12 protein-coding genes are annotated in these 14373 nt (G+C 49.1%); 7 read left to right on the forward strand and 5 right to left on the reverse strand.

Features of this window, described 5'->3' with window-relative positions; all coding sequences use genetic code 11:
* Window positions 1-22: 22 nt before the first annotated feature.
* From gpsA to CX650_RS15215, 3 genes are all read right to left on the reverse strand, one after another.
* A complete protein-coding gene (gene gpsA, locus CX650_RS15205) occupies window positions 23-1039 on the reverse strand; it encodes an NAD(P)H-dependent glycerol-3-phosphate dehydrogenase (protein WP_071475746.1) in 1017 nt (338 codons plus the stop codon).
* Between the two features lie 7 nt (window positions 1040-1046).
* Window positions 1047-1532, reverse strand: a complete 486-nt coding sequence (gene secB / locus CX650_RS15210) for a protein-export chaperone SecB (protein WP_025010842.1) — start codon at window positions 1530-1532, stop codon at window positions 1047-1049.
* A gap of 205 nt (window positions 1533-1737) precedes the next feature.
* A complete protein-coding gene (locus CX650_RS15215) occupies window positions 1738-2172 on the reverse strand; it encodes a rhodanese-like domain-containing protein (protein WP_071475747.1) in 435 nt (144 codons plus the stop codon).
* Between the two features lie 229 nt (window positions 2173-2401).
* Here CX650_RS15215 and gpmM point away from each other — a divergent pair, with 229 nt between their 5' ends.
* The 4 genes from gpmM to CX650_RS15235 are packed head-to-tail and all read left to right on the forward strand — an operon-like array spanning window position 2402 to window position 7092.
* On the forward strand, window positions 2402-3943 hold the full coding sequence (gpmM, locus tag CX650_RS15220; protein WP_039035309.1) for a 2,3-bisphosphoglycerate-independent phosphoglycerate mutase: 1542 nt from the start codon (window positions 2402-2404) through the stop codon (window positions 3941-3943).
* A 10-nt stretch (window positions 3944-3953) separates the two neighbouring features.
* Window positions 3954-5090: a murein hydrolase activator EnvC family protein gene (locus tag CX650_RS15225; RefSeq protein ID WP_083399748.1), complete on the forward strand. Its 1137-nt coding sequence runs from the start codon at window positions 3954-3956 to the stop codon at window positions 5088-5090.
* A gap of 32 nt (window positions 5091-5122) precedes the next feature.
* Window positions 5123-6328: a S41 family peptidase gene (locus tag CX650_RS15230; protein WP_101096286.1), complete on the forward strand. Its 1206-nt coding sequence runs from the start codon at window positions 5123-5125 to the stop codon at window positions 6326-6328.
* Between the two features lie 14 nt (window positions 6329-6342).
* Entirely contained in the window at window positions 6343-7092 is a 750-nt protein-coding gene (locus CX650_RS15235) for a divergent polysaccharide deacetylase family protein (RefSeq protein WP_101096287.1), read from the forward strand.
* Here CX650_RS15235 and CX650_RS15240 read toward each other — a convergent pair whose 3' ends face one another.
* Together CX650_RS15240 and CX650_RS15245 are read right to left on the reverse strand one after the other, a co-directional pair.
* Window positions 7093-7545, reverse strand: coding sequence for an Rrf2 family transcriptional regulator (locus CX650_RS15240; RefSeq protein ID WP_039035305.1), 453 nt, complete (start codon window positions 7543-7545; stop codon window positions 7093-7095).
* Window positions 7546-7554: 9 nt separating this feature from the next.
* The gene (locus CX650_RS15245; RefSeq protein ID WP_039035350.1) at window positions 7555-7809 is read right to left on the reverse strand and encodes a YkgJ family cysteine cluster protein; all 255 of its coding nucleotides are present in this window, start codon (window positions 7807-7809) and stop codon (window positions 7555-7557) included.
* Between the two features lie 613 nt (window positions 7810-8422).
* On the opposite strand from CX650_RS15245, the gene CX650_RS15255 reads away from it, so the two are divergent.
* Genes CX650_RS15255 through CX650_RS15265 form a run of 3 tightly spaced genes read left to right on the forward strand, consistent with a single transcriptional unit; the run spans window position 8423 to window position 14372 of the window.
* Window positions 8423-9040, forward strand: a complete 618-nt coding sequence (locus tag CX650_RS15255) for a hypothetical protein (RefSeq protein ID WP_101096288.1) — start codon at window positions 8423-8425, stop codon at window positions 9038-9040.
* A complete protein-coding gene (locus CX650_RS15260; RefSeq protein ID WP_101096289.1) occupies window positions 9037-11301 on the forward strand; it encodes a hypothetical protein in 2265 nt (754 codons plus the stop codon). Before CX650_RS15255 ends, CX650_RS15260 begins: the two co-directional genes overlap by 4 nt.
* Complete coding sequence (locus CX650_RS15265) at window positions 11286-14372, forward strand: tyrosine-type recombinase/integrase (RefSeq protein ID WP_101096290.1); 3087 nt, start codon at window positions 11286-11288, stop codon at window positions 14370-14372. Before CX650_RS15260 ends, CX650_RS15265 begins: the two co-directional genes overlap by 16 nt.
* The last annotated feature ends 1 nt before the right edge of the window (window position 14373 follow it).

Genomic DNA, 14373 nt, shown 5'->3' on the forward strand with positions numbered 1-14373 from the left:
CTTTTCCGGGATTGGAGATGACTCAGTCTGCCGAGGTTTCCGACTTTTTCTCTCTGGCCAGCAGTTCTTTGGCCGCATCAATAGGCGATTTGCCCTGATACAACACTTGATAGATCTGCTCGGTGATCGGCATCTCGACTCCCAAGCGCTTGGCCAGAGTGTAGACCTCTTTAGTGTTGCGGTAACCTTCAACCACCTGACCGATTTCAGCCTGGGCAGTATCGACATCACAACCTTTACCTAATGCCAAACCAAAGCGACGATTACGCGATTGGTTATCGGTACAGGTCAGCACCAGATCCCCAAGACCCGCCATTCCCATAAAGGTAGATGCATGAGCGCCCAAGGCTTCCCCCAGACGGCTCAACTCCACCAAACCACGGGTGATCAGGGCTGTACGGGCATTGGCACCAAAGCCTATACCGTCGGACATGCCGGCACCTATAGCGATGACATTCTTGACCGCGCCACCGAGCTGCAGGCCAATAAAATCGTCATTGGCATACACTCTCAGACGTTTGGGGCTGTGCAGCAGTTCCACCAGATCCTGGGTAAACTCGGCATCAGTACCGGCCACTGAGATGGCGGTTGGTAAACCTGCCGCCAGCTCTTTGGCAAAAGTCGGTCCGGACAATACCGCCAGCGGATATTTCTCCCCCAGCACATCGCGGGCAACATCCTGCAACAGGCGGCCACTTTCCGGCTCCAGCCCCTTGGTAGCCCAAATGATGCGGGCATCATCACGCAGCAGAGGCTTGGCCTGAGCCAGCACTTCGGCGAAGACATGACTTGGCACCACCACCAGAATATTTCGCGACGCCGCCAATGCTTTGGCCAGATCGGCCTCCATCACCAGGGAGTCGGGAAAGGCTATTCCGGGAAGAAAGGCTTGGTTACTGCGCTCGGCAGCGAGTTTAGCCACATGCTCGGGTTCATGTCCCCACAACAGGGTACTGTGTCCATTGCTGGCCAAAGAAATGGCAAGGGCGGTGCCATAAGAGCCCGCCCCCAATACCGTTATTTCGGCAGTGTCTTTCATCGGCTGATTACGCGTTTGCTTCTTCGGCCGGAGCTTGCTCGGCGGCAGCTTGACGCTGCTGCACATACTGAGCGAACAAGGCGTCGAAGTTCACAGGTGCCAGGTTCAGCTGTGGGAAAGTACCACGGGATACCAGGCTGGCCACGGTTTCACGGGCATAAGGGAACAGGATGTTAGGGCAGTAAGCGCCCAGAGAATGAGCCAGTTGAGGATCGCTCAGACCAGAGATAGAGAAGATACCGGCTTGTTGTACTTCACACAAGAAAGCTGTTTCTTCACCATTTTTGGCGGTCACAGTCAGTGACAGTACTACTTCAAAAACGTCGTCGGCCAACTTGGCGCTACGGGTATCCAGATCCAGCTTAACTTCAGGATTCCACTCTTTCTGGAATACCGCTGGGCTGTTAGGAGTTTCGAAAGAAACGTCCTTGATATACACACGTTGAATGTTGAACTGTGGGGCTTGTTGTTCGTTGTTTGCTACTTCAGCCATAATTCCTACCTATCCATTTAGTCTCGGCTTGCAATGAGCCGGTGTTTAGGGTGTATGTTACTCGGGTCGATTGCGACTCCCAGTCATCATCCCTGCTATTCATCTGTTCAGCGCCGGAACAGAACTCAGGATGCCGGTTGCCACTTCAGTATGGCCACTCTACTAACAGAGCGGCGCCTAATGCAATGACAACCGCCGACACTCATTATCTTTTGCTTTTGGATACAGGCATATTTGCTGCCTGCCAATCACCCATACCACCTTTGAGGTTAAAGACTTTTTCAAAGCCTTGCTTAACCAAAATCTGAGCCGCTTGAGATGAGGTCATGCCAGCGTTGCATACCAGTATAATGGGTGTGGTTTTGTACTTTTCAAGGTTGGTAGTCTGATTATTTTTGATATCGGCCATAGGCACATTCAAGGCATTGAGAATGTGTCCCTTGCGAAAATCGTCCTTGGCTCGCACATCGACCACCTTGGCGTCTTCCTTATTCATCAAGAAAATCGCCTGCTGATGATCTACGCTTTTAACCTTGGAAAAACCGGATTTGAACAGGGTTACAATCACGGCGATAAACAACCCCGCCCAGGCCAGGCTCAGCATGGGGTGGGCTTTAAGAAACTCTATATATTCCTGCATTTTTTACTGCCTGTTATCTATTGGGCCATATTAGGACAAGCGCAGAGTATACCCAGAGGCCAGGCAGATTGCAGCTGTTTCGCCGCAGTTTTGCCCCTTGAGTCGGCGTTAAATCGCGACCCTTCCAATTGTCGCAATCGGGGTAAATGGCTTTTGCCCCCAGGGCAGACGTAGTAATATTTAACCAATTTCAGATTTGACCGACTCTTTCAACTTTACAGGTATCAACATGAACACAAGCAAACGTCCTTTGGCACTGCTTATTCTGGACGGCTGGGGTTATCGTGAAGGCACGCATATGAATGCCGTACATCATGCCAACACTCCGGTTCTCGACAGACTCAACGCCGAATACGCCCACAGTTTGATTTCCGGCTCAGGTAAAGATGTAGGTTTGCCTGACGGGCAGATGGGTAACTCTGAAGTGGGTCATATCAATATTGGTTCCGGCCGTATCGTTTATCAGGAACTGACCCGCATCAGCAAGGCCATTGAAGATGGCGAATTTGAGCAAACTCAAGCACTGATCGAGGCTGTCGACGCCGCCATCAAAACAGACGGCGCAGTACACATCATGGGGCTGTTGTCACCCGGCGGTGTTCACAGCCATGAAGATCATCTTGAAGCCATGTGCCGCATGGCCGTCAAACGTGGTGCCAAGCAGGTTTACCTGCACGCCTTCCTCGATGGGCGCGATACCCCGCCACGCAGTGCTAAAGCCAGTCTGGAACACTTCGACAAGCTGTTTGCCGAATTAGGCCGAGGTCGCATAGCCTCCATCGTTGGCCGCTACTACGCCATGGACAGGGACAATCGCTGGGACCGAGTCTCCCAAGCCTACGATCTGATCACTCAAGGTGAGGGTAACTACAGTGCCGACTCTGCCGTAACCGCATTGGAAGCTGCCTACGGCCGCGATGAAAACGATGAGTTTGTTGCCGCAACAGCGATTCTGGATCAAGGTAAGGCCACAAAGCTGCACGATGGCGATGCGCTAATTTTCATGAACTTCCGTGCCGACCGCGCCAGACAGATCACCCGCGCCTTCGTCAATCCGGACTTCAATGGTTTTGAACGCGCAGTGACGCCCAAGGTCAACTTTGTCATGCTCACAGAGTATGCCGCCGATATCAAGGCTCCGGTAGCCTTCCCATCGGAAGACCTGGTCAACACCCTGGGCGAGGTACTGCAGAATCGCGGTCTGACCCAGCTGCGTATTTCTGAAACCGAGAAATATGCCCACGTAACCTTCTTCTTCAACGGCGGCAAAGAACAACCATTCGAGGGTGAAGACCGTATTCTGATCAACTCGCCCAAAGTCGCCACCTACGACTTGCAACCCGAGATGAGTTCGACAGAACTGACAGATAAGTTAGTTGAAGCTATTGAATCAACTAAATATGATGTCATTATCTGTAACTATCCCAACGGTGACATGGTTGGCCATACCGGCAAGTTTGATGCTGCGGTCAAGGCTTGCGAAGCTGTAGATGCCTGCATAGGCCGAGTAGTGGACGCACTGGCCAAGGTAGATGGTGAGTGCATCATCACTGCCGACCATGGCAATGCCGAGCAGATGGTGGACGAAACCACGGGCCAGGCTCATACCGCCCACACCAGTGAGCTGGTGCCCTTTATCTATGTCGGCCGCAAGGCCACAATCGATGAAGGTGGCCGCCTGAGTGATATCGCCCCAACCATGCTGACACTAATGGGACAGAGCATTCCTGACGAAATGACAGGGCGTCCGTTAATCCATACAAAAGAGTAACACTGACCCGGTGCAGAAGCGTATTTTAGCCAAAGCCAGCATACTTGCTGGCTTTCTCGTGTTTTCCTCTCAGCTGCAGGCATCCGATCTGGAGCGGCGTCAGTCCGAGTTAAAGGCACTGCAATCCCAGATCACCGCTCAGCAAAATGCCCTGAGAGACACAGGCAAACAACGGGAAAAACTGCTGCAACTGCTGAAAAAAGACGAACAGGCTATTGCCGATGCCGCCCGTAAGGTCAACCACACAGAAAATGCCCTCCGCGATACCGAAAAACGCCTTGCAGACCTGAAACAAAGAGCCGTACAACTGGACAAGCTCAAAGAAAGCCAACAGCAAACCCTGGCCAAGCAACTGACCAGCGCCTATCTCGCCGGAAATCATGACTACAGCAAGATGCTGCTCAACCAGCAAGACCCGGCCACCATAGAACGAATGCTGGCTTACTATGAATACCTCAACAAGGCCAGAATGCAGGCCATAGAACAACTGAAACAGACCCGTCAGGAATTATCGGCAGTACAGCAGAGCGAGCAGCAGGAACGCAATAGACTCAACCAGCTGGTACTGGATCAGAAGGCTCAATCCAAACGCCTCAATCAAGAACAGGATCAACGACAGCAAACACTGAAGGAACTGCAACGCACCATCAGTAGTAAGGCCTCGGAGCTGGAGCAACTGCAGATAGAAGAAGCCTCACTGAAGCGGGTTGTCGAGCAAGCTCTGGCCGCTATGCGCGATAGCCCCAGCATGGAAGGGTTGGCCAAGTCCCGTGGCGCCCTCAACTGGCCCACCAAGGGCAGGATCAAAAACAGCTTTGGCAGTCAGCGCTCCGGCAGTGTACGCTGGAAAGGTGTCATGCTGTCTGCTCCAGAGGGCCAGTCTGTCAGTGCCGTAGCCGCAGGTAAGGTGATCTATGCCGATTGGCTGCGCGGTTTTGGTATGGTGCTGGTTGTCGACCACGGCAAAGGTTATATGAGCCTCTATGGCCACGCCCAGGCATTGCTGAAAGATGCAGGCGATTCAGTCAAGGCCGGCGAAGCCGTGGCACTGGTAGGACGTTCCGGAGGACAAACCGAGCCTGGCCTATACTTTGAAATAAGGCATAAGGGGCAAGCTGTCGACCCGGCAAATTACTGTCGGCGCTAATCATCAGCCCCCGGTACTTCAAAGGGGGCAACATGGGCAACTCTATTCGCAACCTGCTGTATATCGGCTTGGGTATCATCATGGGAGTCTCTCTCAGCCTGGCCAGCCACGAAAACTTTCCCAAACCCAGTCACACCCACGAGCTTTCATTATTGCTGGATGTGATGGATACAGTGGAAACCTACTACGTCAGGGATATCAGCCGCAAAGAGCTTGTCGATGCCGCCATTGAAGGCATATTCCAACATCTCGACCCTTATTCCGGCTTTCTGAAACCGGAGCAGATGAGCAGCCTCAGAGACAGCAACCGTGGGGAATACTTCGGCTACGGCTTTGAAGTGTCCACTGAAGGGGAAAAGCTCAGAATTATCGCGCCTTTTCCCGGTTCTCCGGCCGAACAAGCCGGGATCATGGCCGGCGATATTGTTACTGCCGTCAATGGTGAGAGTATTGCCAAGCAGTCTCTGGAAGAGGTGCTTAGCCAAATAAAGCAATTCAGCAGCAGCAACCGTGAGTTATCGCTGCAACTGCATCATGCTCACTCGGATGTCAGCTTTGAAGTCAGCCTCAAACCGGCCACTATCAGCATCCACTCTGTGCTTGGGAAAATGCTCACTAACGACATTGGCTATATTCGCCTGGCAAGTTTTCAGGAAGATTCGACCCGTGACATAGTCCACCAGTTGAGCGAGTGGCAACAGCAGTCTCTAAATGGTTTGATTCTGGATTTACGTAACAATCCCGGCGGTTTACTGGATCAGGCGATTCGGATAGCGGATCTATTTCTGGATAAGGGCCGCATAGTCGCTACCGAAGGACGCTTCTTCGATGCCAACTCAGATTATTATGCATCTCCGCAAACCATGCTGGCCGGTGTGCCCATATTAGTGCTGATCAATCGCGGTTCAGCCTCGGCTTCCGAAGTGCTGGCGGCGGCGTTGCAGGAGAACAACCGTGCCAAGGTGATAGGTGAAACCAGCTTCGGTAAAGGCACAGTACAAAGCCTGATCCCAACACTTGTCGATGGTAATGCCATCAAGCTGACCATAGCCCGCTATACCACCCCAAAAGGCCAGGATATCAACGCCAAAGGGGTAGAACCCGATATAAAAATCGCACCCAATACTGTTTCCGATAACAAAACTGTGCCTATAATCGACCTCATATCTCCCCATGCAGATACCGCCAGCGATAGAGCCATCAACTCGGCGGTGGCATGGATACAATCAAATAAATAAAATTAACATCAAAAGTGCGCTATTGTTTCTATCTACTACTGCTAGTCGCTAGTTGCTCTCCTGCGTGGGGAGCAAGACTGGCAATCGTCATCGATGATATTGGCTACCGCCATACAGATAAGGCCGCCCTATCTTTACCAGTAGCTGTAACCTTGTCTGTATTGCCACATACTCCTCTCGGGCAACAACTGGCTCGCCAGGCTCACAGCAAGGGCCACGAAATCATGGTGCACCTCCCTATGCAGGCGCTTAACGGCAAGGCCATGGGGCCTGGTGGACTCAACAACCAGATGTCAGAAACCGAGTTTAAAGCAACTCTCAAACAAGCCTTGCAGAGTGTGCCCTTTGCCAGGGGAAGTAACAACCATATGGGGAGTTTGTTGACTCAACTCGAGCAACCTATGGGCTGGTTAATGGAAGTATTGCTACAGGAAGATCACTTCTTTATTGACAGTGTTACTACCCGCTACACTAAAGCTGGCGAGAAGGCCGATGCCTTGGGTGTTCCGCTGCTGAGACGTCAGGTATTCTTGGATAATCAACTAACCGAACAGGCTTTCGAAAGACAGTTGGACTTGGCAATAGCCAAGGCCCAAAGCGAAGGTGAAGCCTTGATGATAGCTCACCCTTACCCAGAGAGTATGCAATTCCTCAAGAAGAGACTGCCAGAGCTGGCAAAGATAGGAGTCACTCTGGTGCCTGTATCTAACTTACTGCCAATCTCTTTGGCCCAGAAGCAGAATACCAGCGGTGAAAAACTCTAATCAGAGTTGTAATACAGGGATTTCCAGATCCGGCAGCAAGGCTCGCAGCTCCTGTTGGTTACTGACAATGTCTGCCAGGGTATAACGGTCGAGCACAGCCAGATAGGCATCCACAGCTTGAGCCAAGACCCCTTTCAACTGACAAGCAGGAGTCAGCCGACAATAAGGCTTGCTGCAATCAATAGGCGCCAGTGAATTTTCCAGTGCCCGCACCAGCTCGCCGACATTGATCAGCTCCGGAGTCATCCCCAAACGAAAACCACCGCTCTTGCCGCGTATTGTTTGCAAATATCCCAGCTTACCCAGGTGATGTACTATCTTGGAGACATGATTAGGTGAAAGATCAAAAACCTCTGTGATCTCTGCGATTCGAAATAACGTCTCACGCTCCGGTTGAATTGCCAGATACATAAGAGTTCTTATTCCAAAATCTGTATAACGCGTTAACTGCATCTTTCACCTTCAGAAAGAGGTTTCCACCTCTAAAGAGCCTATCAGCCAGAGCGCCTCTTCGTTGCTGTTACCACATACATCTACCGATGCGGAGAAATCACTACACACATCGGGACGTTCAGGGGAACCAAAGAGGCGACATAGATTGTTGTCATCAAGTTGCACACAACGAACCCCTGCAGGTTTACCTTGCGGCATCCCAGGAATGGCACTGCTGATGGAGGGTGCAATACAACAGGCACCGCAACCGATACGACAATCCACAATCATCACCTGTAATAGAATATGACTATTATAACGACAAAAAAATTTCGGTTAAGTACCCAAGTCACAGACTCAAACGAATCCTACAGCCAAAGCGAATATAACGATAGCACTTATGCATTCTCAATCGTCAACCTCAAGAACCGGGATATTCCTGACCTATAAGGATGACTCTGTAAATTTGCAGAAAAGAATCAAAACGAAAAAAGCCTCATCTTTCGATGAGGCTTTCTCTTTAAGTTGGCGGAGCGGACGGGACTCGAACCCGCGACCCCCGGCGTGACAGGCCGTGGTCATCTGGATTTTATAGCGTTCCTTCTTTTACCTAAAATTTATTCAATTGATTTATATAGCATAAAACTTTTGAATTCAGGCCTGACAAATAACGTAGGNTGGTCATCTGGATTTTATAGCGTTCCTTCTTTTACCTAAAATTTATTCAATTGATTTATATAGCATAAAACTTTTGAATTCAGGCCTGACAAATAACGTAGGTTAGAAGCAATTTCATGGTCACGGTCACAAATACCACCCTTTTTACCGATCAAGTATTGATCAATTTTTGAGCGCAAATCATACTAAACACGCCCGCTATCGTGTGAAAAGGACTTCTATGGCTTACTCAGTAATCCCGTACCAGACAAGTTTTGTTCTGGTGTTACATCCAGCTGCGAGGCGAGCATACGATGCGATGCAATCGATACCCGTCATCTGCGACCTGCAGCAACTACCAGGTAAAGTGCTTCAAGAGTGGGCATCTCAGACGATACATTGTATCGAACAACTACCACTGACACCTCTTCCCCAAGGTGCCAAAAAACGCCCGCGAATCTTTCAATATTACAGCCCCCTTTGGGCAGCAAAATACTGGCAAGATGGGCATCCGCCAACAGGCACCCTTATTGTTTTTCAGGTAGACCCAAAGAAACAACCGTCCGACAAAGAAGTCGAGAATAAAGCCTGGTTATCGCTGCTGCAAATGTTGAGTTTATCCATAAGCCCCAAAAATGCCGCCGTATTTATCGACGCCTGGCGGCAAGGACTGCCCATGGGATTTATCGAAGAAATTTTTCAAAGAAAAACCATATCAGATCAATTTTTTTGTGATCTGCTATCGATGACCAGAGGAGCTCTGATTCAACAGCGACAGCGTCTGGTGACCTCTATCTATCCCACCGAGTCACCCAATCCAATCGACGAATTGTTAAAGCCATGGGAACCGAATCCATGACCCATGCAGCACAAAACTTGAGCAAGCCATTAAAGCGGTTTGCGATAGCGCTTTTGACGCCAAAAGAGTTTAATCAGGACCTCAGGAAAGCGCTTTTAGCCAATTTTGCCTATGTCATCGAGGCCTTCCCCACATCCTATTGGGACACTTTCGAGCGATTACACATCCTGAGCAACTTCCTTCTTCGTAAAGTCACAGCATCACCCCCCATTCAATCAGATGTTTACAACCACTTGAAGAAAAACAAACTATTTACCAATTACCCACTGGCCTCAGCAATTAGTGCGCATCTGTCAGGTGAATTCCCCGCCCCAATATATGCAAAGTACCGCTCTTACCAAGCAATCATCATTGTCTGTTGTTTTATTCGCTATACGCACGATCGATATGGAGCAGCCTCAGGAAACCGACATGCCCTGCGGGAATTGCGACTAATGGCGACAGATCACAGACATCAAAAGCTGATCTGCTTAATGCCTGATTTAACTGAAGCACTATCCCTTCAACAACTTTCAGCAAAATTCAAAGAACTAAAGAATAAAACTCACCCAAAGCTGCAGCAATATGGCCTCAGTTACTTCGAGCTGGTCATCCGAGAGGCGCTAAATTGGACATCCAAACGCCGTCCGAAATTCAGAGTACGCGATCTCCCCGAATCAGACACAATCGTTGAAGTTAAACTTGCTGATGACTTTGAAGAGCAAGGCACTCGGGTGGAAGAGCTATGTGCTAAATACCATAACCCGAGCTCGCCCCAAAAGCAGGACGAATGTCTGGTAATCAACGCAGGAAGAACGGTTCGCTTGATTGATAATGCAGGTAATGGGCGCGAAAACAGAGGTACATTCCCATCCAGAGCAATAAAAGCCATTCAACATAAGTCTCTAGCTGAAAAGTTGACCACCAGGCAGTTATCACTGAACTGCAGCTATAATCAGCTCACCGAATGGGATATTCACCAACTCATTCGTCATAGTGTGGACAAGATTGGCCGCGGCATCGATGTTAACAATCACGCTGTATTACTGATCTGCTTATTCACAGGACGAGATCCGGAAGCATTGCTAAACCAAACCAAGGCATTTCTTCTAGAGCATTATAAAAACCACCCGTGTCTACGATTATCTCATTCTGTGCCGTCCAGTAAGCAGGATAAACGTCTAGAAATCTGCATAAAGAAGCCAAGGAATTGGATCGTATTGCCCCTGCCCAAGATATTGCGAAACCATCTATTAGTTGAGTGCCATTCAAACAGTCTGAAGACGCATCTCAGAGAGATCAATGCTGAACATCGCTGCCGCCTAACCCTAGGAAGAATCGTTCGATATTTGGATCATTGGTATACCAATAATGGCATTGACCGTGCAGAAGTAGCGCTGATCAGAGGGAGCTCTCTCCAACGCCGACCCGCTTTGAGCTATACAAACTTTTGTGTGGATACACTGACCACTAACTATCGCAATTATCTGGAGGATATCTTCGACTTTGCAGAAATGGATCTACAACTCCCCCCCCCTAGGCCAGTCAATACACAGCTTGGCAGCGCACTGCATTTGCCAGCAAATGTGATGCATAATTTCTTTCGATTGCTAAGAAACAGCATTCCATTGCATTGCAAACCAGCCTTAAAAGAGCTCGCCTCATTCCATAATCACTACGTCTGCTACGTGTGGGCATTGCTGAGCTTTGTGACAGGTCATCGCGATGTCAACGCTCCAATGGGGCAACTTACTGATCTAAATAAGTTTGCTCGCTCGTGGTGGATAAGTGACAAGGAGGTCCGTCACGGACTGGCGGCAAGAATCGTAACCCTACCCACAACTGCTGTTTTGCAACTTGAAAAATATCTAGATCACCTACGAGAAATCAAAAACCGAACCCAACTAGTCAACGCTGAGCTATTCAAGCGGTGTGTAACTGCACTGAATGGCACTGGCAACTTACTATTCTTTATCGAACTTGGAGCTAACAATACTCCAATTATCGAAGACCTCACACCGGCCCGTTTAAAGATTCGCTTAGGAGATAGATTACCTTGGCCCGCTAATTGGGGACGCCATCATCTTCGCAGTGAACTGAAAAAAATTGGAGTCGCGCCCGAAGAAATTGATGGCTGGATGGGACATGAAGATATTGGCGAAGAATCCCTTGGCAGACACAGTATGCTTTCAACTCAATATTTGACCCGAATCGCAGGCTATATAGAGCAGTTACTGAACACTCACCAAATTGAGGCCATAGACGGATGGAAAACCCGCTAATTCTTCCTTTAGAACAAGCCCCATTGACGCAACTGCTTGGCCACCAATCCAGAACAGCAGCGCGAAAGAAGAAAGATGCCTCCATTGTTAGAATTGCAATGGGCATACTTGAAAAGCATCTACCGGAAATGTTTGATAGTCCTCCAAGCAGTGTTCGTTTTGCAGCTATCTGGCCGACGGTTGACACTGAGCTTCGCCAAGAGCTCAAAACCGAAATAGCATACCGACGAGGCTATGGATTCATATGCCGGCAACTTGAACAAGGCAATCGGCAAGGGCTGTGGCAAATAAATACCCCATCAGACTACCTGACCCTTCGCCGAGCAAGGCCTCTTCGAAGCTTAAGCTGGCAACAGACCACGGCATTTTTTGCTTCCAAAGCATCTGGTTGGTTAGACAAACTGCAGAAAACAACTGATCCACAACAGTGCTTTGCCAGACTGTTAATGAGTAGTATTTGTCATGGGGGCCTTAACCGGCCAGCGCTTTGGCCAGCATTGGCTCTCGCACTCACCAAAGACAAACCGCTAAATGGTAATACCAACTATTGCTGGATCCCCTTACACGTCTCACCCAGCAACGATTTTGCCAGTAACACCTACCATGACAACGGGGGGATTGGCCTGGGTGAAGCGCAAGTAGAGGTTCAGTTTATTCCCGACCCCATCAGTCTGGGTTTTCTGTGGCAATTTCTTTCTTGCCGCACAAACGACTGGAGCCCACCGAAATCTGTAAATGCCTGCGTAAGCCTCCTAAAGTCAGAACTGGGAGTAGAGAGCTCAGCCTCAGCACTTAGTAAAGGTGGCGTGAGTTTTGCCGAAGTACTTCCAGGGATTAATTTGCCACAAGTTCTGGTGGAATACGCTGTTGGTCGTCAAAAAAGCGCATCACTACCCACACCTTATTGCTTCAGACTGTTAAGTAACAATATCAGCTTCTGTCGTGTCAAACGCTTTGACGAGTTTGCCCAATGGCAAAACCTGCAACGAACCAAATCTATCGCACCCGTAACGCCTCGGCGCTCACGCATTAGTAACAGATATTTGTTGGACCAGCTGCGGGAAATATTTAAACAGAATCCGGCTCGCCCCCAAGGAAAAAGTGTCATTGTCAGCAAACTCAAACGGCTCAGTGAAACGGCTCTCGGCTCTAATGAACAGATATTATTGCATTGGTTGCTCCATCATCTGGAAGCAGTGAAAAATGAAGTCTCCACTGCCAAACGGTATTTCTCAGCCATAGGTGCTGATTGGTTGGCAGGTACAGAGAGTGTAGACCTTTACAGTTTGGATACGGACGAATTTATCGTGCTATACCAAGCTATCTTGAATCGCCGCACAAAAACAAATCACTACAACGCAGGTCGTTTAGAGGATATGCATCGGTTTGCCCAGACACATTTTGATTTGCCGCCGCTATGCCAACCTTTGAGTGAAGGCAGTGCCGATATCCCTCATGTCAGTGCAGCCATAGTGGATGAAGCGTTATTCACAGCCTTACTAAATCATATCGCCTGTTTGGCCGATTTAAACTACACCATGCAACGCATGCTGCAGTGTTATCTGATTATTGCCTATCGTACAGGGCTTAGACCCGGTGAAGTATCCAAGCTACGCCTAAAGGATATTGAACCCTCAGAAATTGGCTGGCTGTTTGTACGGGAAAGTCGCCATGGACATAACAAAACTGACTCTGCACTACGTAAAGTGCCCCTGTTTCCTTTTCTGACGGAAAAAGAACGACACCTTGTTAAAAACCTGATTAGCGAGAGGGAGCTTGCCTGCAGTAACAACATCGCAGAGCTGTTGTTTCATGAAGAAGGGAATCCCTATGAAGTATTAAATAACCAACAAATCTCTCAAATGGTTAGCGAAATATTATCGCAACTTTCTGGCGGCGTTTACTATCGCCTGTACCACATGCGTCACACTGCGCTCTCAAGACTGCAACTACTGGCACATGAGGATCTGGTTACTCTTCCTTCCTTCACTCAATCTATATTGCCATATGATAAAACACAGCGAGATCTTATAAGGAGGCTGATTTTTGGCAAAGGCCGATTGCGTGACCGATATACTGCACTCGCTGTGTTCGCTGGCCATAGCAGCCCAGATATTACCTTAAGAAGTTACCTGCACTTCACCGACTTACTACTTGGATGCCATTTAGCATCAAACGCGCAGACATTGAACGCCCACATCGGGCATACAGTACTTGGAGTACCCAAGCACCGCTATGCTGCAGTGGCCAAGACAGGTAACGTAACTCCCTCTAGTTTGCGGCCTTTTTTTCAACATCGCCTAAAAAAATTCATTCATCCAATCAAAAGCCTACGTAAAGCGACCGCAGACAATAAGTTTGAGGTGAGTAGAGAAAACCACTACGTTCAAGCTCTTGCAGTGCTTGAACGTATCCAGGCGGGACACAATTATCAGGAAGTTACACTCCTCTATCGGCTTCCTCTACAGCGCATAAAGCGCTGGCTTAGCTCAGCTGAAGCACTGAAGGAGTTAACAACGCCTCGCGGGGTTTCGAGGTTATTCTCGAAGCAGCGAGCCTATGCTCTGCTACCATCGGAGCCAACTAATATTGATGATCGCAAGGACATTAGTTCCGCATTAGCTGTGTGTAGAAAACTAAAATCCAGCCAACTGACTAAAGCAGAACTTTGCTGGGCCATTGAATATTGCCTGACCCACTCCACCAGCAGTCATACCTGGATTCACTTTGAAAGGATAGTGGACTTCCAGCGCTTTATGGCACTGGTAAGTCAACTATTCCCGTGGGAACGCTGGGCACTCGAGCTCCGCTACCCATATGGAAAAAAAATGTCGGGATGGCGCTGCCATCAATTACTCAAGATTACTCGCTATACCCTAAAAAAGGTCAATCAATATCCCGAAGGGTCTGGCTATTTATACTTACGCCACAGGGACGAACAACATCGCATTATAAATGACAAGTATCACCGGCTTAGCCGATACTCTTCTCCCTCGTTACAAGTGCTATTTCATCGGCTGGCCATTATTCTTTTTACTGACGAGGGCATTAAGGCTTGGGGACAACGCTGAC

The organism is Shewanella indica (assembly GCF_002836975.1).
In the GTDB taxonomy this organism is placed as follows: Bacteria; Pseudomonadota; Gammaproteobacteria; order Enterobacterales; family Shewanellaceae; genus Shewanella; species Shewanella indica.